The 19,041-nt window shown below is 54.0% G+C and carries 21 protein-coding genes; 9 read left to right on the top strand and 12 right to left on the bottom strand.

Annotated elements, in window-relative coordinates:
* Positions 1 to 332 precede the first annotated feature (332 nt).
* The 3 genes from V6940_RS14240 (at position 333) to V6940_RS14230 (ending at position 1,419) form a co-directional block, all read left to right on the top strand.
* Positions 333 to 818 (top strand): hypothetical protein, encoded by a 486-nt coding sequence (locus tag V6940_RS14240; protein ID WP_225622919.1) that lies wholly within the window; start codon positions 333 to 335, stop codon positions 816 to 818.
* Positions 815 to 1,021: a hypothetical protein gene (locus tag V6940_RS14235; protein ID WP_044071072.1), complete on the top strand. Its 207-nt coding sequence runs from the start codon at positions 815 to 817 to the stop codon at positions 1,019 to 1,021. The genes V6940_RS14240 and V6940_RS14235 overlap by 4 nt, the downstream gene beginning before the upstream one ends.
* Positions 1,022 to 1,140: 119 nt before the next feature.
* Complete coding sequence (locus tag V6940_RS14230; RefSeq protein WP_333496293.1) at positions 1,141 to 1,419, top strand: hypothetical protein; 279 nt, start codon at positions 1,141 to 1,143, stop codon at positions 1,417 to 1,419.
* 110 nt (positions 1,420 to 1,529) lie between these two features.
* Here the strand turns inward: V6940_RS14230 and fis are convergent, their stop codons facing one another.
* The 12 genes from fis to acuI all read right to left on the bottom strand — a co-directional run bounded on the left by fis (position 1,530) and on the right by acuI (position 11,887).
* Positions 1,530 to 1,826 carry a DNA-binding transcriptional regulator Fis gene (gene fis / locus V6940_RS14225; protein ID WP_000462905.1) on the bottom strand — a complete coding sequence of 99 codons (297 nt, stop codon included), beginning with the start codon at positions 1,824 to 1,826 and terminating at the stop codon, positions 1,530 to 1,532.
* Positions 1,827 to 1,849: 23 nt separating this feature from the next.
* Complete coding sequence (dusB, locus tag V6940_RS14220) at positions 1,850 to 2,815, bottom strand: tRNA dihydrouridine synthase DusB (protein WP_333496292.1); 966 nt, start codon at positions 2,813 to 2,815, stop codon at positions 1,850 to 1,852.
* Positions 2,816 to 3,142: 327 nt separating this feature from the next.
* The gene (locus V6940_RS14215; protein ID WP_333496291.1) at positions 3,143 to 3,883 is read right to left on the bottom strand and encodes a carbonic anhydrase; all 741 of its coding nucleotides are present in this window, start codon (positions 3,881 to 3,883) and stop codon (positions 3,143 to 3,145) included.
* Between the two features lie 140 nt (positions 3,884 to 4,023).
* Positions 4,024 to 4,905: a 50S ribosomal protein L11 methyltransferase gene (gene prmA / locus V6940_RS14210; RefSeq protein ID WP_333496290.1), complete on the bottom strand. Its 882-nt coding sequence runs from the start codon at positions 4,903 to 4,905 to the stop codon at positions 4,024 to 4,026.
* A gap of 11 nt (positions 4,906 to 4,916) precedes the next feature.
* On the bottom strand, positions 4,917 to 6,368 hold the full coding sequence (gene panF, locus V6940_RS14205) for a sodium/pantothenate symporter (RefSeq protein ID WP_333496289.1): 1,452 nt from the start codon (positions 6,366 to 6,368) through the stop codon (positions 4,917 to 4,919).
* Positions 6,358 to 6,600, bottom strand: coding sequence for a YhdT family protein (locus V6940_RS14200; RefSeq protein WP_333012142.1), 243 nt, complete (start codon positions 6,598 to 6,600; stop codon positions 6,358 to 6,360). The genes panF and V6940_RS14200 overlap by 11 nt, the downstream gene beginning before the upstream one ends.
* A gap of 110 nt (positions 6,601 to 6,710) precedes the next feature.
* Positions 6,711 to 8,060 (bottom strand): acetyl-CoA carboxylase biotin carboxylase subunit, encoded by a 1,350-nt coding sequence (gene accC / locus V6940_RS14195; protein WP_185669787.1) that lies wholly within the window; start codon positions 8,058 to 8,060, stop codon positions 6,711 to 6,713.
* A gap of 10 nt (positions 8,061 to 8,070) precedes the next feature.
* Positions 8,071 to 8,529 carry an acetyl-CoA carboxylase biotin carboxyl carrier protein gene (gene accB, locus V6940_RS14190; protein ID WP_035891227.1) on the bottom strand — a complete coding sequence of 153 codons (459 nt, stop codon included), beginning with the start codon at positions 8,527 to 8,529 and terminating at the stop codon, positions 8,071 to 8,073.
* Positions 8,530 to 8,551: 22 nt separating this feature from the next.
* Entirely contained in the window at positions 8,552 to 9,004 is a 453-nt protein-coding gene (aroQ, locus tag V6940_RS14185) for a type II 3-dehydroquinate dehydratase (protein WP_035891225.1), read from the bottom strand.
* Between the two features lie 234 nt (positions 9,005 to 9,238).
* The gene (gene msrQ, locus V6940_RS14180; protein ID WP_333496288.1) at positions 9,239 to 9,838 is read right to left on the bottom strand and encodes a protein-methionine-sulfoxide reductase heme-binding subunit MsrQ; all 600 of its coding nucleotides are present in this window, start codon (positions 9,836 to 9,838) and stop codon (positions 9,239 to 9,241) included.
* Positions 9,838 to 10,836 (bottom strand): protein-methionine-sulfoxide reductase catalytic subunit MsrP, encoded by a 999-nt coding sequence (msrP, locus tag V6940_RS14175; RefSeq protein WP_333496287.1) that lies wholly within the window; start codon positions 10,834 to 10,836, stop codon positions 9,838 to 9,840. The genes msrQ and msrP overlap by 1 nt, the downstream gene beginning before the upstream one ends.
* Before the next feature lie 76 nt (positions 10,837 to 10,912).
* Complete coding sequence (gene acuI / locus V6940_RS14170; RefSeq protein ID WP_333496286.1) at positions 10,913 to 11,887, bottom strand: acrylyl-CoA reductase (NADPH); 975 nt, start codon at positions 11,885 to 11,887, stop codon at positions 10,913 to 10,915.
* A 219-nt stretch (positions 11,888 to 12,106) separates the two neighbouring features.
* Here acuI and csrD point away from each other — a divergent pair, with 219 nt between their 5' ends.
* From csrD to rng, 6 genes are all read left to right on the top strand, one after another.
* Positions 12,107 to 14,047, top strand: coding sequence for an RNase E specificity factor CsrD (csrD, locus tag V6940_RS14165; RefSeq protein ID WP_333496285.1), 1,941 nt, complete (start codon positions 12,107 to 12,109; stop codon positions 14,045 to 14,047).
* Between the two features lie 305 nt (positions 14,048 to 14,352).
* Positions 14,353 to 15,396 carry a rod shape-determining protein MreB gene (gene mreB, locus V6940_RS14160; RefSeq protein ID WP_000913396.1) on the top strand — a complete coding sequence of 348 codons (1,044 nt, stop codon included), beginning with the start codon at positions 14,353 to 14,355 and terminating at the stop codon, positions 15,394 to 15,396.
* A 68-nt stretch (positions 15,397 to 15,464) separates the two neighbouring features.
* Entirely contained in the window at positions 15,465 to 16,472 is a 1,008-nt protein-coding gene (mreC, locus tag V6940_RS14155; RefSeq protein WP_185669793.1) for a rod shape-determining protein MreC, read from the top strand.
* Positions 16,472 to 16,960: a rod shape-determining protein MreD gene (gene mreD, locus V6940_RS14150; RefSeq protein ID WP_185669794.1), complete on the top strand. Its 489-nt coding sequence runs from the start codon at positions 16,472 to 16,474 to the stop codon at positions 16,958 to 16,960. Before mreC ends, mreD begins: the two co-directional genes overlap by 1 nt.
* 7 nt (positions 16,961 to 16,967) lie before the next feature.
* Positions 16,968 to 17,561 carry a Maf family protein gene (locus V6940_RS14145; RefSeq protein WP_185669795.1) on the top strand — a complete coding sequence of 198 codons (594 nt, stop codon included), beginning with the start codon at positions 16,968 to 16,970 and terminating at the stop codon, positions 17,559 to 17,561.
* A complete protein-coding gene (rng, locus tag V6940_RS14140) occupies positions 17,551 to 19,020 on the top strand; it encodes a ribonuclease G (protein ID WP_185669796.1) in 1,470 nt (489 codons plus the stop codon). The genes V6940_RS14145 and rng overlap by 11 nt, the downstream gene beginning before the upstream one ends.
* Positions 19,021 to 19,041: the final 21 nt, after the last annotated feature.

Below are 19,041 nucleotides of genomic sequence, written 5' to 3'. Positions count from 1 at the left end.
AGGGAAAGGGGTTTTCATAACATGTATTTAACAATCGCATTCCCATTCGGAACCAGCGGGCCGGAATGATCCTGATACAGGCGTTCAGCATGGAGTGAGAATCAACGTTTTTTGATGCCCTACTGACGTCAGATTAATCGTCGCTCGATAGAGAAAGCCTTCGTTCTGGTCAGGGTAATGTCAGGGTGATGCTTACATTTTATGACTATTTTAGTTAGCAATAGTTAGCAGTCTACTCAAATCAAAACTTCTCAAAGTTAATTCCTAAAACGAAAAAGCCCCCACATTTCTGTAGGGGCCGTTTCGTCATTCTGCGCTTGATGGTCGGAAGGATGGCCGACAAATATATACTATCTCTTTATGTACTCATGAACCAGTACGATAGTACAATAAGCCGTCAATTCTTCAAAATGATGGTGATAGCGATGAACGAAGTAGATTCAATTCTGGCCGAGCAGAAAAGAGCCGCAGAACAACGCCGCTTGGCTAATGAGAAGAAGCGCCATCCATCCGGCCTGTACTATGCGGGTGATGGGTGGTATGTGGAGCGAATCGAAGAGCTTCACTCCCCGCTGGGTCTCAGTAAGGTGGTTCTGGTAAGCCCTGATGATGTTTGTGTGAGATATCAGCGCCAATATGGCAAAGCACTCACCACTGACAAATTGAAGGAATGGAGCAGGGACGGGAACTTCCCGTTGCCGCGCTCTATTAATGGGGTTATCGGTTGGGAATCGAATGTTGTGACCAATGGCCTGAATGAACTGAGCAAAGCAGCCGGTCGAGGTTACACCAGTATTACACGAGGGTTCGCACGATGAGCAAAGAATCTGTAATGGCGGCATTGAGAAAGGCGCGTGAAGCGCGTGAAGGCAATATCTTTGGCGGTACTGGTCAGGCCGAATTTAACAAAAATTTTTACGCTGGCCGCGTCACCAAAACAGATGGGGTCAGCAAAACCGACAGTAACGAGCCGATGAACCAAAAGGCATTTAATGCCCGGTTCTATGCGGGGAAATCATGACTGAGGCATATGCGCTCTGTGTGATGCTGTACTGCTACCTGATGCTTATCTGCCCGTAACCTTCCCTCACTGCCAAGCGCCGCCGAAAGGCGGTTTCTTTTGACCTGATGGAGCCTGTCATGCTGAATGTGAACCGCTTGCCCAACAGCACCCGCCTACAGATTGCCGCCGCTATTGCTGAAGAGGTGTACGGACTGGAACTTGATGAAGAGGCGCTAATACATGAGCTACGACGGTATGGCTTTACCCAGGCATGGGCTGAGGCGGCGACTTATCGCTTTATGACGACAGCATTTGAAATCGCAGATCCACGGCGCGAACGTAAAACAAAAATGCCAGCGCCCACCTCTCACCCTGAGTGGATTTTTGTCGATAACATGCTGGTAAGGGCCGAGTAATGATGTGTGTCTTTTGATGTGGTCAAAAAATAGGCAATAAATAAACCCGGGTTTTATTCCGGGTTTATATCTTACAAATATGATTTAACTCATTGATATATAAGAATCAATCAGTTCATGCCGTATTTTTTCAGTTTCTTACGCAGAGTACCGCGGTTGATGCCCATCATCAGGGCTGCGCGGGTCTGGTTACCACGGGTGTATTGCATCACCATGTCCAACAGGGGCTGTTCTACTTCAGCCAGTACCAGCTCATACAGGTCATTAACGTCCTGACCGTTCAGTTGAGCAAAATAGTTCTTCAGTGCCTGTTTAACCGAGTCACGCAGGGGTTTTTGGGTTACCTGATCCTGAGAGTTAACGGTAGAAACGGTCAGTACGTCAGAATTTACGCGTTGTTCGAACATAGTTCTGTCAGCTCTTTATTTCATTACGCAAGATTTTCGAAGTATGCCTCCAACGCCTCCAGCTGTACGCTGGCATCCTCTATGGCGTTGAATGTGCGCCGAAACTGGTCATTTGGAGCGTGCTCCTGGAGATACCAGGATACGTGTTTACGCGCAATTCGGTACCCTTTTGCCTGACCATAAAAGTCATGCAGTTCCCGAACATGCGAACAAAGCAAGCGCTTAACCTCTGCCAATGGCAGCGGGGCAAGCAGCTCCCCAGTGTCCAGATAATGCTGGATTTCCCGAAAGATCCAGGGTCTTCCCTGAGCGGCACGTCCTATCATCAGGGCATCAGCCCCCGTATAGTCGAGTACAGCTCTGGCTTTAAGCGGGTCAGTAATGTCACCATTCGCGATAACCGGAATGGAAACTTTCTGCTTAACTGCCCGAATGCTGTCGTATTCAGCTTCACCATTGAACAAACAGGCGCGGGTGCGTCCATGAATGGTCAGGGCCTGAATGCCACAGTCTTCGGCCAGTTGGGCAATCTCTACACAGTTACGGTGTTCCGGCGACCAACCCGTGCGAATCTTTAACGTAACAGGAACGTCCACTGCGCTGACAACCGCCGTCAGGATTGACTTCACCTGATCGGGGTATTGCAGAAGGGCTGAACCTGCAAGCTTGCGATTCACTTTTTTGGCCGGGCAACCCATATTGATATCAATAATCTGGGCGCCACTTTCCACGTTGATACGCGCGGCATCCGCCATCTCTTCAGGCACGCTTCCGGCAATTTGCACGGTGCGAATACCTGGCTCATCAATGTGCACCATCCGAAGGCGGGACTTGTCGCTTTCCCAGACCTGCGGGTTAGACGACATCATCTCGGAAACGGTTAAACCTGCTCCCATCTCGTAGCACAACGTCCTGAACGGCCGGTCGGTAATACCTGCCATAGGCGCTGCGATCAGTCGATTTCTGAGCTGGTGTTGTCCGATACGCATGAGTTAAGAAATGACCATACTGTGACTGCAAGGCGGCGTATATTACGCATTTTTTGCACGAGATGAAAGGCCAAACTTTAACCAATCCCCTGAGGTGGATCAAAGAATCGTAGTAAGCGTAAACGGTAATTGGGAATTAGTCATATAAATCATTATATTAGAAATATATGATTATTTTATCTACGCGCATATTTTTGCGTAACTTCTCATTTTTTCTTCATCCGCAGGAGATTTGGCAAGATAATCTGCTGATTAAATCAGCAGATTGTTGTGACATAGTGTGACTATGCTCCCATATTCAGAATATGATCGTGATGCTTTTTCAGGCTACTCAACGACGACGCGGCCGTTAAGCGGCTGGGTCGGCCGGTTGTTGTCATGATGCATCGTCTGGGCGAATTTTTTCAGCTGCGCGTCGGAAAGGGTCATCGACTGCTTGAGGACAATCCAGGTCACGCCTTCAGAGCATGGTGGCGTGGTCAGGGAACCGCTGAATCGCCAGTAGTGCTTATCGGTAGGCAAGAGCGTATTGAGGTCTAACTGCGCAGGGATACTGACTTCCTGCTCTGTTTTCTCCGGCACAGCGGCCCACAACGCCTTCAGCGCTGTATTTTCTGCTCCTACGTCAAACATCACCGCCACGACCGCGGTATTGCCCTTCGCATCTTTGTGCACCAGATGAGCCTCCATGGCGAAGTGTTTGCCGTGAACGGTGTTTTCGCTTGGCGCATGGAAGTGGACCTGCTGGAGGATAAACGGCGTGCCGTCAATCGTGATGGTATCGCTAGTGGTGCTCTTCAGGCCAGCCTGGACGGTATGTCCGTTATTGATGAGCGTGACAGGGCCGTCGGTATAGCGGACGTCCAGCGGCGAGATATGCGCCGCCAGCGCGGTGTCGATGTTAATAGGGGATTGGGTCATGCCGGTCTGGCAGGTTTTGTACTCTTCGCTGAGGGCACCCCAGTGCTCGGGGGAGCCTTCTCCTTCGTAGCTCCAGTGGGAAGCAAAGACCGTGATGGGCATGATGCTGAGGGCCAGGATCGCCGCCTTGCCAAACGTTGTTTTCATACAATTCGTCCAATGAATAGTTAATATATTTTTATTGTTTAGCTTCAATAAGTTAAGTCTTTATTTTAACGCGAGGCATGGGACGGTAGTGTACAAAAAGAGGGAAAAATGTGGCCTGCAAAGAGGCCACAAGGAGGGGATTAGTGCTTACGGCCGGTAATACGGCACCACTCTTCTTTCTCCACGACGGCGTCGAGGTCAAAGAGATCGGTATAGGCTTCGCAGACGCTCTCTGCCTGGCTTGCCAGGATACCGGAAAGTCCCAGCAGACCGCCTGTAACCGGCAGCACGCTGATTAACGGTGCCAGCTCGCGTAATGGGCCAGCCAGGATGTTAGCGACCACCACGTCGGCTTTCATGGCTTCTGGCTGGTCCTGCGGCAGATACAGCTCCAGACGTTCGGAAACGCCGTTGCGCTGGGCGTTGTCGCGGCTGGCCTGAATGGCCTGCGGATCGATATCGATCCCGATCGCTTTGGCGGCGCCCAGCTTCAGCGCGGCGATCGCGAGGATCCCGGAGCCACAGCCGAAGTCGATCACCGTCTTACCGGTTAAATCCAGCCCGTCCAGCCACTGCAGGCACAGAGAGGTGGTTGGGTGAGTCCCGGTACCGAAGGCCAGGCCTGGATCGAGCATCACGTTAACCGCATTTGGATCCGGTACATCGCGCCAGCTTGGGCAGATCCACAGACGCTCGCCAAAACGCATCGGGTGGAAGTTATCCATCCACTCGCGCTCCCAGTCTTTATCTTCCAGCTGCTCAATCTTGTGGGCAAAACCTTCGCCCAGCAGCGGATGCTGTTCCAGGATGGCAACCACCTCTTTCATGTCGGTTTCTGCGTCGAACAGGCCGATAACGTCGGTATCACCCCACAGACGCGTTTCACCCGGCAGCGGCTCAAAGACCGGCGTGTCATGCGTATCCTGGAAGGTAATGGAGACCGAACCGGCTTCCATCAGCGCATCACTAAGATCTTCGGCATTGGCGCCGGTTGTGTTCAGTTTCAGTTGGATCCACGGCATGGCAAAACTCTTTATTTATCAGAAGAAATGACGGCAGCCTGTATGACGGGTTGACCAAAACGGTTCCCGACGACAAACGCCAGCAAACTTAGCAGTAACGAGGGCACAATTGGATGGAAGCCCAGGTACTGAACGTTAAATGTGGCCAGCACGGCGTACAGCACACCGCCGACAATCATCGCACTCAGCGCCCCGGCAGCGTTTGCACGCTCCCAGTACAGACCGAGCACTAATGGCCACAGGAATACCGCTTCCAGCCCGCCAAAGGCGAGCAGGTTCAGCCAGATAATCATCTCTGGCGGACGCCAGGCGGCAAGCATCATCAGAATACCGAGCACCAGCGTTGTCCAGGTGGAGATGCGCTTAATGCGGTGTTCATTACGAATTTTAGTCGGGCTTGCGCTAAGCCACAGATCTTTAATGATGGTCGCCGACGCTTGCAGTAAGTGGGCGTTTACGTTCGACATAATAGCGGCCATCGGCGCGGCAAGGAACAGACCGGCGGCCCACGGCGGTAATACTTGCACCATCAGCGTTGGGATCACCAGATCTGGCACGGTCAGGTGCGGCAGCACGGCACGGCCTAGCGCCCCCGCCAGATGCATCCCCAGCATCAGCACCGCCACAACGACAGTGCCGATGATAATCCCACGATGCACCGCCTTGCTGTCTTTATAGGAGATACAGCGGACGGCGGTATGCGGTAGGCCAATCACCCCGAAGCAGACCAGCACCCAGAAGGAGGTCATAAAGGTCGGCGTCAGGATGTCATCTGCGCCGTGTGGCGAGACCAGCTGCGGGTTAATCTGCTCCAGCGTATCCACCGCGTTATGCAGCCCGCCTGCGGCGTGCACCACGCCAACCAGCAGCACGATGGTGCCAATCAGCATCACCATGCCCTGCATCGTGTCGTTGAGCACGCTGGCGCGGAAGCCGCCGAATGCGGTGTACAGGGCAATGGTAATGCCGAAGATCAGTAGACCGTTCTCATACTTAATGCCCGCAGCCGTCTCCAGCAGACGCGCACCGCCGATAAACTGCACCGCAATCGCCCCGACGAAAGCCACCAACAGACTGATGCTGGCAATCCACACCACCGCGCGGTTTTGGTAGCGCGCCTGCAGCATGTCATTGAGGGTAATGGCGTTATAGCGTCGCGCCAGAATAGCGAACTTCTTACCGAGTACCCCCAGCGACAGCCAAATCGTCGGCACCTGGATCAGCGCCAGCAGCACCCAACCCAGCCCGTATTTATAGGCGGCTCCCGGCCCACCGATAAACGAACTGGCGCTGATGTAGGTCGTGGTCAACGTCATGGCCAGCACAAAGCCACCCATCGAGCGGCTGCCGAGGAAATATTCGCTGAGGAAGGAACCGGTGCTGCGTTTACGCATGGCGTACAGCGACAGGCCGAACACCACGAACAGGTAAAGCACGAGAACCACGATAATCTCAGTTTGCATCTTTATCCTCCAGAGGGATGTCGCGGAAGACAAAGCGGACCATCAGCCAGCACAGCAAAATAAAAACCAACGGCATCAGCAGGCAGGCCATTTCAAACCAGTGCGGCAGGCCGGTGATACCCTGCGTGGAGTCAGGTAAGTAAGCACACGCTAACCACGCAGCAAGATAGAGAAGGGTTAGCCACAGCGCCCATCGCGCCTCTTTATGGGCCTGAACAAAACGCTTGTCCATTTTTTGTCCCTTGTGGATGAAGAAAGCGGGGATTGTACCGCAAGGAAAAGATGAGGGGAGAGAAAAAGAAAAAAGGCCGGAAAATCCGGCCTTTTGCTGCGATAACAGGATTATTTTTCCTGTAATCCGAGTTTTTTCTCCAGGTAGTGGATGTTGGTACCACCATGCTGGAAGTTCTCGTCGGCCATGATACGCATCTGCAGATCAACGTTGGTTTTGATACCGTCGATGATCAGTTCCTGCAGCGCGTTCTTCATGCGAGCAATTGCCACGTCACGGGTCTCACCGTAGCAGATGAGTTTGCCGATCATTGAGTCATAGTACGGTGGTACGGTGTAGCCAGCGTAGATATGAGATTCCCAACGAACGCCAAAGCCGCCCGGCGCGTGGAAACGGGTAATTTTACCCGGGCTTGGCAGGAAGGTGTCTGGGTCTTCGGCGTTGATACGGCATTCTACCGCATGGCCACGGACATGGACTTCTTCTTGCTTGATGGACAGCGGCTGACCGGCAGCGATACGCAGCTGCTCTTTGATAAGGTCAACGCCGGTGATCATCTCGGTAACCGGGTGCTCTACCTGGATACGGGTGTTCATTTCAATGAAGTAGAACTCGCCGTTTTCGAACAAGAACTCGAAAGTCCCTGCGCCGCGGTAGCCGATATCCACACACGCTTTCGCGCAGCGTTCGCCGATGTAGCGACGCAGTTCCGGGGTAATGCCCGGTGCAGGTGCTTCTTCGACAACTTTCTGGTGACGACGCTGCATGGAGCAGTCACGTTCAGCCAGATAGATAGCGTTGCCCTGACCGTCAGCCAGTACCTGAATCTCGACGTGACGAGGATTTTCCAGGTATTTTTCCATGTAAACCATGTCGTTGCTGAAAGCCGCTTTGGCTTCCGCTTTGGTCATGGCAATGGACTGCGCCAGGTCTGCGTCGCTGCGCACGACGCGCATGCCGCGACCGCCGCCGCCGCCAGAGGCTTTGATGATAACCGGGTAGCCGATGCGTTTAGCATGAGCGCGGTTAACATCCATATCTTCGCCCAGCGGGCCGTCAGAACCCGGAACGGTTGGTACGCCCGCTTTCTTCATCGCGGTGATCGCGGACACTTTGTCGCCCATCAGGCGGATAGTGTCGGCTTTCGGGCCGATGAAGATAAAGCCGGAACGTTCAACCTGCTCGGCAAAGTTGGCGTTCTCGGAGAGGAAGCCATAGCCTGGGTGAATCGCAACAGCCCCGGTGATCTCAGCAGCGCTGATGATAGCCGGGATATTCAGATAGCTTTTTACGGACTGAGCCGGGCCAATACAGACCGTTTCATCCGCCAGCAGTACGTGTTTTAAATCGCGGTCCGCAGTGGAGTGCACAGCCACGGTCTTGATGCCCAGTTCTTTACAGGCACGAAGAATACGCAGTGCAATCTCGCCGCGGTTGGCGATGACAATTTTATCCAGCATCTTCGCCTCGTTACTCGATGACGACCAGAGGCTCGTCAAATTCAACTGGCTGACCGCTTTCTACCAGGATTGCTTTCACAGTCCCTGCTTTGTCAGCTTCGATCTGGTTCATCATTTTCATCGCTTCAACGATGCACAGGGTGTCGCCCACGTTAACTTTCTGACCAACTTCCACGAATGCTTTAGCATCCGGGCCTGGTGTGCGATAGAAAGTACCAACCATCGGGGAACGTACGATGTGACCACTGATTTCAGCTTTAGCCGGAGCTTCAGCTGCAGCTGGTGCTGCTGCAACAGGTGCTTGCGCTTGCATTACAGGCGCTGCGTAGGCCTGCTGCATCACTGGAATACCGGTGTTTGGAGCAGAGCGGCTGATGCGCACTGACTCTTCACCTTCAGAAATTTCCAGTTCGTTGATGCCAGACTCTTCGACCAGCTCGATCAGTTTTTTAATCTTACGAATATCCATGAGTGGGTTCCGTACTCTTTGTTTAGTTTGATTGTGACAGGCGTTTTACCGCCGTCTGTAAAGCGTATGAATAGCCGTCAGCGCCGAGTCCGCAGATAACGCCAGAGGCGATATCAGACAGATACGAATGATGGCGGAATGGTTCGCGCGCATGAACGTTGCTCAGGTGGATCTCGATAAACGGGATACTCACCGCCAGCAACGCATCGCGAAGGGCAACGCTCGTGTGCGTGAACGCGGCCGGATTAATCAGGATATAGTCAATATTGTCTTTAGCCTGATGAATACGGTCGATGAGGACGTACTCGGCGTTGGATTGCAGGCTGTCGAGCGTGACGTTCAGGGTTTCAGCTTCCGCGGTTAAGCGGCTTACGATCTGGGAAAGCGTCAGCGTGCCGTACTTCTCTGGCTCACGGGTGCCTAACATATTCAGGTTCGGACCGTTCAAAAGCAAAATGCGAAACTTGTCAGTCATTGTGCTGCTATCTCCTGCAATTCTCGGGTAAAAAACAAAATATACCTTCGATGCGCGATTGTCACCTTTTCAGGGGGGTAAAAACCCTGTCAGGAAAACCAAGGTCGCACATTATAACTATTTCGTAGCATTTGGCAGCTAAATACTGGTCTTATCAGGGAAGATTATCAACTGCTATCGTGTAAAGAACGTCTGACTATAAGAGAATTGCGGTAAACCGCACATATCACGAAACTAGCGCCACCACTGGCGAAACTTCTTATAACGGCAGGCTAAAAGCACGATCGCGATGGCCGCGTAGATAACCGGTTGTGGTGAAATAATCTTTACCGACCAGAGGAAATGTATCGGCGCGAGGATCGCCACAAGATAGACGAAGTTATGCAAAAGCTGCCAGCGTCGGCCTAATTTTCGCTGCATAGCCTGGGTAGATGTCACCGCCAGGGCCAATAAAATCAGCCAGCAGGCAAATCCCAGCAGAAGATAGGGGCGAGTAACAATTTCCTGACCTAATAGCGACAGATTGTGAATACCCAGTTCCAGAACGCTATAGCTGGTGAGGTGAATGCTCGCCCAGGCAAAGCACCACAGTCCCAGTAATCGACGGGTGCGAATCAACAACGGTTGTTTAGCGTAGCGCGCCAGCGGGGAGACCAACAAGGTTGCCAGCAACAATTTCAGAGCCATCCTACCGGTAAAATGTTGAATGTCCTTCACTGGATCGGCGCTTAACTGTCCCTGAGAGACGGCCCAGAACAACCAGACAAATGGTAAAAATGCCGCAAGATGCAGGAAAACCTTCAGCCAGGTGACCTGTGTTGCCGTTAAACGCATTAAAAATTCTCCCGCAAATTCATCCCACGATAGAGCGAAGCCACTTCATCGGCATAGCCGTTAAACAGCAGCGTCGGTTGACGCTGTACGTCGAGAATACCGCCAGAACCGATAAAACGCTCCGTCGCCTGAGACCAGCGCGGGTGATCGACGTGTGGATTCACGTTGGCAAAGAAGCCGTATTCATCCGGCGCGGCCAGATTCCAGGTGGAGTCCGGGCGCTCGCGGGTCAGCATAATACTGACAATCGACTTGATTCCCTTAAACCCGTATTTCCACGGCACGGTTAGACGAATCGGCGCACCGTTTTGCGGCGGCAGCGCTTTGCCGTAAACGCCGACGGTCAGGAGCGTAAGTGGGTTCATGGCTTCGTCCAGACGCAACCCTTCTATATAAGGATAGGCAAGGCCGCCGCCGATAAACCGGTCCTTCTGTCCAGGCATGTTCTCTGGGGAGTAGAGCGTTTTAAAGGCCACGTACTTCGCGTTGCTGGTGGGCTCGACGGCGGCGAGCAGTTTATGCAGTGGGAAACCAATCCACGGTACCACCATGGACCAGGCCTCCACGCAGCGCATGCGGTAAATACGCTGTTCCAGCGGGAAGCGTTTGGTTAAATCGTCATGATCGAGCGTCAGCGGCTTCGCCACCTCGCCGCCGATGGTCAGCTTCCATGGATTAATGGGCAGGCTTCCGGCGTTCGCGGCAGGGTCGGCTTTATCAAGGCCAAACTCATAGAAGTTGTTGTATCCGGTGACTTTGTTTTCTGGCGTCAGCGTCAGCTTGTTCTGCCATTCATCGGGCTTATTGAAGGTCAGCGGTTGCCCGGAAGGGGCTGGTGGGCGATCGTTTCCTTTAAACCAGTCCGTCAGGCTGGAGGCGTGCAGTGGAAGTGAGGCGGCAGCGGTGCTGATACCAAGCATCTTCAGCACCTGGCGGCGCTGGAGCATAAAAACAGACTCGGCGGTGACGTCTGCTTCAGTTAATTTACGGGCTTTCATGACTACCTCCGGCAGGCTTTTGATAAGCATGGCGGAGGAGTCAAATTAACGCGAGTGCGCCTTGAAAAATAAGTGCTTAGTCAATTTTGACCAGGGTACGGCCCTGGATCTGATTGCTGATGATTTTATCCGCAAATTCAGGAGCTTGAGAAAGACTGATCTCGGTTGCGCTCTGTGCGAAGAAGGACTCAGGCAAATCGGTAACCAGACGTTTCCAGGCCTCGGCGCGACGTGCTGCCGGGGTCATGACCGAATCCACACCCTGCAAGCGAACGTTACGCAGGATGAACGGCATCACGGTGGTCGGCAACGCAAAACCGCCGGCCAGACCGCAGGCTGCCACGCAGCCGCCGTAGTTCATCTGCGCCAGCACTTTGGCCAGCACTTTATCACCCACGGTATCGACCGCACCTGCCCAAATCTGTTTTTCCAGCGGGCGGGTTTCCGCGAACTCATCACGGCCCAGAATACGGCTCGCGCCCAGCGCGCGCAGATAGCTATGGGTGCTTTCACGGCCTGACACTGCTGCCACCTGGTAACCGAGCTTGTGCAGCAGGGCAATAGCGGTACTGCCCACGCCGCCACTGGCGCCGGTTACCACGATTTCACCCTCTTCAGGACGTATGCCTGCGTCTTCCAGCGCCATCACGCACAGCATAGCGGTGAAGCCTGCGGTACCGATGATCATGGCTTTACGGCCATCAAGGCCTGCCGGCAGCGGAACCAGCCAGTCACCGTTGACGCGTGCGCGCTCGGACAAACCGCCCCAATGATTTTCGCCCACGCCCCAGCCGGTCAGCAGCACCTGCTGGCCTGGGGTAAAGCGCGCGTCATCGCTGGTATGAACCGTACCGGCGAAGTCGATGCCCGGCACCATTGGGAAGTTACGGATAATTTTCCCTTTCCCGGTGATAGCGAGCGCGTCTTTATAGTTCAGGCTGGACCACTGGATATCGACGGTGACGTTACCCTGCGGCAGCAGGCTGTCGTCGACGGCCTTCACTGCGGCGATAGTTTTGCCATCCTGCTGTTCTAAGATGAGTGCCTGCATAACCCTTCCTTACATGGACTGATAGTGAAAAAAGTTACCGGGGACTATACTCGTTTATCATTATTTGTTGGCGATTTGGCGCAATAAATTGCCAGATCCTCCAGGTTTGGTAGTATGCCGCCCTGGTTTGATATGTTAGTGCTTACTTCTAATAGTAATGTACGGACGCAGGCGCCCGACACTCATCGGGGACGATTAACCTACGGAGTTAACACAGGGATGCGATTAACGACGAAGTTCTCAGCCTTTTTTACGCTCTTAACCGGGCTTACCATCTTTGTGACGTTAATCGGCTCCTCGCTGAGTTTTTATAACGGCATACAGTACAAGATAGCCAATCGTGTGCAGGCCGTCGCGACCGTGCTGGATAACCGCCTGGTTAATACGCCGTTCGACAAGCTCGACTATCAGCTTGATGAGATCATGGTGCCGCTCGATATTGTTCGCGTCGATTTCACGCTCAACGGAAAAGCGCTGTTCCACCATAGCCGCGGCAGCAGCTATCAGCCAGCTGGCAGCCACTATCAATTCCGCGAAATGGAAGTCCCGTCGCTTAAACACCCCGGCATGATGATTCACCTGGTCTATCAGGACCCGATGGCCAACTACTTTCGCTCACTCATGACTACCGCGCCGCTGACTATCACCATTGCCTTTATGGTGCTGGTGGTATTTATCGCCGTACGCTGGCTACGGCGACAGCTGGCCGGTGAAGAGCTGCTGGAGCTGCGCTCAATTCGCATTCTTAACGGTGAGCGCGGGCCGAAAGCCAAAGGTAATATTCATGAATGGCCCGCCCGTACCAGTTCGGCGCTGGATATGCTGCTTTCGGAAATCCAGTTTGCCGGCGAGCAGCGCAGCCGCCTGGATACGCTGATCCGCTCCTATGCGGCCCAGGATTCTAAAACCGGCCTCAGCAACCGTTTGTTCTTTGATAATCAGCTGGCGACGCTGCTTGATGACCAGGAAAACGTCGGCTCCCACGGTATCGTGATGATGATCCGTCTGCCGGACTTTGACTTCCTGCGCGACAACTGGGGCCGCGCCGCAGCGGAAGAGCATGTCTTTACCCTTATCAATCTGCTCTCTACCTTTATTATGCGCTACCCCGGCGCGCTGCTGGCACGCTATCGCCGCAGCGACTTTACCGTTCTGCTGCCGCACCGCACGTTAAAAGAAGCTGACAGCATCGCCGGGCAGTTACTCAAAGCCATTGATGGGCTGCCGCTAGCGAAAATCCTCGATCGTGATGACATGATGCACATCGGCATTTGCGCCTGGCGCAGTGGGCAGACGACCGAACAGGTGATGGAACACGCGGAGGCCGCCGTACGCAATGCCGTGCTGCAGGGCAGCAACAGCTGGGCGATTTACGATGATTCATTACCGGAGAAAGGGCGCGGCAACGTCCGCTGGCGCACCCTGATTGAGCAGATGCTCAGCCGTGGCGGCCCACGCCTGTATCAAAAACCGGCGGTCAACCTCGACGGCAGCGTTCACCACCGTGAACTGATGTGCCGTATCTTTGACGGTAAAGAAGAGGTGATTGCCGCAGAATACCTGCCGATGGTGCTGGAGTTTGGCCTCGGCGAAGAGTACGACCGCCAGCAGATCACCCGCCTGATTCCATTTCTTGGCTTCTGGCCGGAGGAAAACCTGGCCATTCAGGTGACGGTCGAGTCGCTGATCCGCCCGCGTTTCCAGCGCTGGCTGCGCGATACCTTGATGCAGTGTGAAAAATCGCATCGCCGACGGATTATTTTTGAACTTGCAGAGGTAGATGTCTGTCAACATATGACGCGTTTACAGCCAGTCGTCCGTTTAATCCATGCATTAGGCGTTCGGGTCGCGGTAACGCAGGCCGGTTTAGCTTTAGTCAGTACCACCTGGATTAAGCAGCTCGACGTTGAGCTGATTAAGATAGATCCGGTGCTGGTGCGAAATATTGAAAAACGCAGTCAAAACCAGCTGTTGGTACAAAGTCTGGTAGAGGCCTGTAAAGGAACATCGATACAGGTTTTCGCGGCGGGCGTGCGCAGTCGGGGCGAATGGCAGGAGCTGACCAAATGCGGAGTTTTCGGCGGTCAGGGCGATTTTTTTGCTGCTTCCCAGCCACTTGACTCAAATGTGAAAAAATATTCGCAAAGATATTCGGTTTGACCTGCTGTTTAACGTGTTTATCACGTAGAATAACGCGCGCGGTTTTTTCCGGGAGTGTGCATGTCTGCTCGCCGGGAAAAAAGACGCACCATGCATGTGGCGACCTTTGACAGGTACAAATCCAGGATGGAGCGGCAGTGAGTCTTCCTGCACTGAAGGACTCAGGTTGGATTTGTAACAGAGGTAACGAACTGCACTAATTTTCACCGTTGCAGATGATTTTTGCGCCTTGTCGCTGCTGCGTGTGGTTGGTAAAGTAAGCGGATTTTATTTTTCCGCCCCAGCTTTCAGGATTATCCCTTAGTATGTTGAAAAAATTTCGTGGCATGTTTTCCAATGACCTGTCCATTGACCTGGGTACCGCGAATACCCTGATTTATGTAAAAGGACAAGGCATCGTATTGAATGAGCCTTCCGTGGTCGCCATTCGTCAGGATCGTGCCGGTTCGCCGAAAAGCGTAGCCGCCGTGGGACATGACGCAAAACAGATGCTGGGCCGTACGCCAGGTAACATCGCGGCTATTCGCCCGATGAAAGACGGCGTTATCGCTGACTTTTTCGTGACCGAAAAAATGCTCCAGCACTTCATCAAACAGGTTCACAGCAACAGCTTTATGCGCCCAAGCCCGCGCGTACTGGTCTGTGTACCGGTTGGCGCAACGCAGGTTGAACGTCGTGCGATCCGTGAATCTGCTCAGGGCGCTGGCGCTCGTGAAGTGTTCCTGATTGAAGAACCGATGGCTGCCGCAATTGGTGCAGGCCTGCCGGTTTCTGAAGCAACCGGCTCCATGGTTGTGGATATCGGTGGTGGTACCACTGAAGTGGCCGTTATCTCCCTGAACGGCGTGGTTTACTCCTCCTCCGTACGTATCGGTGGCGACCGCTTCGACGAAGCGATCATCAACTACGTTCGTCGTAACTACGGCTCTCTGATCGGTGAAGCAACCGCAGAACGTATCAAGCACGAAATCGGTTCCGCTTATCCGGGCGACGAAGTGCGTGAAATCGAAGTTCGTGGCCGTAACCTGGCAGAAGGCGTTCCGCGTGGCTTCACGCTGAACTCCAACGAAATTCTCGAAGCGCTGCAGGAGCCGCTGACCGGCATCGTGAGCGCAGTGATGGTTGCACTGGAACAGTGCCCACCAGAGCTGGCTTCCGACATCTCCGAGCGCGGTATGGTTCTGACCGGTGGTGGCGCACTGCTGCGCAACCTCGACCGTCTGTTAATGGAAGAAACCGGTATTCCAGTTGTCGTTGCTGAAGATCCGCTGACCTGCGTAGCGCGTGGCGGCGGCAAGGCGCTGGAAATGATCGACATGCACGGCGGCGACTTGTTCAGCGAAGAGTAGTCAGCATGAGGTTCAGGGTAGCCAGAAGGCTACCCTCAATTTCACTGACACGAGAATACGCATAGCCTATGAAGCCCATTTTTAGCCGTGGCCCGTCGCTGCAGATTCGCCTTATTCTGGCGGTGCTGGTGGCGCTGGGTATCATTATTGCCGACAGCCGTCTCGGTATGTTCAGTCAAATCCGAACGTACATGGATACTGCCGTCAGTCCTTTCTACTTTGTTTCCAATGGTCCTCGTGAACTGCTCGATAGCGTCTCGCAAACGCTGGCTTCACGCGATCAGCTCGAACTCGAAAACCGTGCGCTGCGCCAGGAACTGCTGCTGAAAAACAGCGACCTGCTGATGCTCGGTCAGTACAAGCAAGAAAATGCCCGTTTACGTGAACTGTTGGGTTCACCGCTGCGCCAGGACGAACAGAAAATGGTGACGCAGGTGATCTCAACGGTTAACGATCCCTACAGCGACCAGGTGGTTATCGACAAAGGCAGCGTGAACGGTGTTTACGAAGGCCAGCCGGTGATCAGCGATAAAGGCGTTGTGGGTCAGGTTGTGGCCGTCGCTAAGCTCACCAGCCGCGTGCTGCTGATTTGCGATGCCACCCATGCGCTGCCGATCCAGGTTCTGCGTAACGATATTCGTGTGATCGCCGCCGGTAACGGCTGCACGGACGATCTGCAGCTGGAGCATCTGCCGGCCAACACCGACATTCGTGTGGGTGATGTACTGGTAACATCCGGCCTGGGCGGACGTTTCCCGGAAGGCTATCCGGTTGGCGTTGTCTCGTCTGTTAAGCTGGATACGCAGCGCGCGTACACGGTGATTCAGGCTCGTCCAACGGCAGGCCTGCAGCGTTTACGCTATCTGCTGCTGCTGTGGGGCGCGGATCGAAACGGGACCAACCCGATGACGCCGGAAGAGGTGCATCGCGTCGCCAACGAACGTCTGATGCAGATGATGCCTCAGGTGCTGCCGTCTCCTGAAACCATGGGGCCGCAGCTTCCCGCGCCAGCAACCGGGTTAACCACGCCGCCTGCGGGTACGCCGCCACCGCAACCCTCCGCAGGGGGGCAATAGTGGCAAGTTACCGTAGCCAGGGACGCTGGGTAATCTGGCTCTCGTTTCTTATCGCACTGTTGCTACAGGTTATGCCCTGGCCGGACGACCTTATCGTTTTCCGGCCAAACTGGGTGCTGCTTATCCTGCTTTACTGGTCACTGGCGCTGCCGCACCGCGTGAATGTTGGCACGGGCCTCGTGATGGGTGCCATACTGGATCTCATCAGTGGTTCAACGCTTGGCGTGCGTGCGCTGTCGTTGAGCATTGTGGCGTATCTGGTGGCGCTGAAGTATCAGCTGTTCCGTAACCTGGCGCTCTGGCAACAGGCGCTGGTGGTTATGCTGCTCTCGCTCGCGACGGATATTATTGTTTTCTGGGCAGAGTTTTTAGTGATCAACGTCTCTTTCCGACCTGAAGTGTTCTGGAGTAGTGTAGTAAACGGCGTGCTCTGGCCGTGGATATTTCTTCTGATGCGGAAAGTTCGCCAGCAATTTGCCGTTCAATAAGGTCGTTATGGTATCTCTCTATCTTGCTTCAGGTTCCCCGCGTCGTCAGGAACTTCTCACTCAGCTAGGCATGACGTTTGAGAAAGTGGTTCCCGGCATTGAAGAGCAGCGTCGTCCACAAGAGCCGGCGCAGCAGTACGTGGCGCGCCTGGCGCGAGAGAAAGCGCAGGCAGGCGTTGCGTTAACTCGCCACGACCTTCCTGTTCTCGGGGCTGATACGATTGTTGTCCTCAACGGTGAAGTGCTGGAGAAACCGCGCGATACGGCTCATGCGGCAGCGATGCTGCGTAAGCTATCAGGGAAAACCCATCAGGTGATGACCGCCGTTGCGCTGGCTGATAGCCAGCACACGCTCGACTGTCTGGTGATGACTGAAGTGACCTTCCGGACGCTTTCCGAAGAAGACATTGCAGACTATGTTGCGAGCGGCGAACCTTTAGATAAAGCAGGTGCATACGGTATTCAAGGGCTGGGTGGCTGTTTCGTCAGGAAGATAAATGGCAGCTATCACGCCGTAGTCGGCTTACCGCTGGTGGAAACGTATGAGTTGCTGAGTAACTTTAACTCGCTACGTGAAAAAAGGGATACACATGACGGCTGAACTATTAGTGAACGTGACGCCATCGGAGACGCGAGTGGCGTATATCGATGGCGGCATTTTGCAGGAAATTCATATTGAGCGTGAAGCGCGACGCGGAATAGTAGGCAATATCTACAAAGGTCGTGTTAGTCGTGTCTTACCGGGTATGCAGGCGGCTTTTGTAGATATTGGTCTCGATAAGGCGGCGTTCCTTCACGCCTCCGATATCATGCCGCATACCGAATGCGTGGCGGGTGAAGAGCAAAAGCAGTTCACCGTCCGCGATATTTCTGAACTGGTGCGTCAGGGCCAGGACCTGATGGTTCAGGTGGTGAAAGATCCGCTGGGAACCAAAGGCGCGCGTCTGACCACCGACATCACCTTACCTTCCCGCTATCTGGTCTTTATGCCCGGCGCCTCGCACGTCGGCGTGTCGCAGCGTATCGAAAGTGAAGCCGAGCGTGAACGCTTAAAGAAAGTGGTCGCGGATTATTGCGATGAGCAGGGCGGCTTTATCATTCGTACCGCAGCAGAAGGGGTGTGTGAAGAGGATTTAGCCTCTGACGCCGCTTACCTTAAACGCGTCTGGACCAAGGTCATGGAGCGTAAGAAGCGCCCGCAAACCCGCTACCAGATGTACGGTGAACTGGCGCTGGCACAGCGTGTGCTCCGTGACTTTGCTGACGCCCAGCTGGATAAAATTCGCGTTGACTCCCGTTTGACCTACGAAGCGTTAATGGAATTCACGGCTGAATATATGCCTGAAATGACCAGTAAGCTTGAGCACTATAGCGGTCGTCAGCCTATCTTTGATCTCTTCGACGTTGAGAATGAAATCCAGCGTGCGCTGGAGCGTAAAGTTGAACTCAAGTCTGGTGGCTATCTGGTGATTGACCAGACCGAAGCAATGACCACCGTTGACATCAATACCGGGGCCTTTGTCGGCCACCGCAACCTTGATGATACGATTTTCAATACCAACATCGAAGCCACTCAGGCGATTGCGCGTCAGCTGCGCCTGCGTAACCTTGGCGGCATTATCATCATCGACTTTATCGATATGAACAATGAAGACCATCGCCGCCGTGTGCTGCACTCGCTGGAACAGGCGCTAAGCAAAGACCGCGTCAAAACCAGCGTGAACGGCTTCTCACCGCTGGGGCTGGTGGAGATGACGCGTAAGCGCACGCGTGAAAGCGTCGAGCACGTACTGTGCACCGAATGTCCGACCTGTAGCGGTCGCGGTACGGTGAAAACCGTTGAGACGGTATGCTATGAAATTATGCGCGAAATCGTCCGCGTGCATCACGCTTATGATTCCGATCGCTTCCTGGTGTACGCTTCTCCTTCCGTGGCCGAAACGCTGAAGGGCGAAGAGTCCCATGCGCTGGCAGAAGTGGAAATTTTTGTCGGTAAGCAGGTTAAAGTCCAGATTGAACCGCTCTATAACCCGGAGCAGTTTGATGTGGTTATGATGTAATTACGCAGCCTGCTGCGACCC

It is taken from the genome of Kluyvera sp. CHPC 1.251 (assembly GCF_036759945.1).
Lineage (GTDB): Bacteria > Pseudomonadota > Gammaproteobacteria > Enterobacterales > Enterobacteriaceae > Kluyvera > Kluyvera sichuanensis.
This window is presented reverse-complemented; position numbering and strand designations above follow the sequence as displayed.

Coding starts and splice junctions, on each gene's coding strand:
- acuI (WP_333496286.1), bottom strand. CDS start 11,887: ATGCAGGCACTCATCTTAGAACAGCAGGATGGCAAAACTATCGCCGCA.
- V6940_RS14215 (WP_333496291.1), bottom strand. CDS start 3,883: ATGAAAACAACGTTTGGCAAGGCGGCGATCCTGGCCCTCAGCATCATG.
- V6940_RS14230 (WP_333496293.1), top strand. CDS start 1,141: ATGCTGAATGTGAACCGCTTGCCCAACAGCACCCGCCTACAGATTGCC.
- mreB (WP_000913396.1), top strand. CDS start 14,353: ATGTTGAAAAAATTTCGTGGCATGTTTTCCAATGACCTGTCCATTGAC.
- V6940_RS14240 (WP_225622919.1), top strand. CDS start 333: ATGGCCGACAAATATATACTATCTCTTTATGTACTCATGAACCAGTAC.
- msrQ (WP_333496288.1), bottom strand. CDS start 9,838: ATGCGTTTAACGGCAACACAGGTCACCTGGCTGAAGGTTTTCCTGCAT.
- accC (WP_185669787.1), bottom strand. CDS start 8,060: ATGCTGGATAAAATTGTCATCGCCAACCGCGGCGAGATTGCACTGCGT.
- fis (WP_000462905.1), bottom strand. CDS start 1,826: ATGTTCGAACAACGCGTAAATTCTGACGTACTGACCGTTTCTACCGTT.
- accB (WP_035891227.1), bottom strand. CDS start 8,529: ATGGATATTCGTAAGATTAAAAAACTGATCGAGCTGGTCGAAGAGTCT.
- V6940_RS14200 (WP_333012142.1), bottom strand. CDS start 6,600: ATGGACAAGCGTTTTGTTCAGGCCCATAAAGAGGCGCGATGGGCGCTG.
- dusB (WP_333496292.1), bottom strand. CDS start 2,815: ATGCGTATCGGACAACACCAGCTCAGAAATCGACTGATCGCAGCGCCT.
- panF (WP_333496289.1), bottom strand. CDS start 6,368: ATGCAAACTGAGATTATCGTGGTTCTCGTGCTTTACCTGTTCGTGGTG.
- V6940_RS14235 (WP_044071072.1), top strand. CDS start 815: ATGAGCAAAGAATCTGTAATGGCGGCATTGAGAAAGGCGCGTGAAGCG.
- prmA (WP_333496290.1), bottom strand. CDS start 4,905: ATGCCGTGGATCCAACTGAAACTGAACACAACCGGCGCCAATGCCGAA.
- V6940_RS14145 (WP_185669795.1), top strand. CDS start 16,968: ATGGTATCTCTCTATCTTGCTTCAGGTTCCCCGCGTCGTCAGGAACTT.
- msrP (WP_333496287.1), bottom strand. CDS start 10,836: ATGAAAGCCCGTAAATTAACTGAAGCAGACGTCACCGCCGAGTCTGTT.
- aroQ (WP_035891225.1), bottom strand. CDS start 9,004: ATGACTGACAAGTTTCGCATTTTGCTTTTGAACGGTCCGAACCTGAAT.
- mreC (WP_185669793.1), top strand. CDS start 15,465: ATGAAGCCCATTTTTAGCCGTGGCCCGTCGCTGCAGATTCGCCTTATT.
- csrD (WP_333496285.1), top strand. CDS start 12,107: ATGCGATTAACGACGAAGTTCTCAGCCTTTTTTACGCTCTTAACCGGG.
- rng (WP_185669796.1), top strand. CDS start 17,551: ATGACGGCTGAACTATTAGTGAACGTGACGCCATCGGAGACGCGAGTG.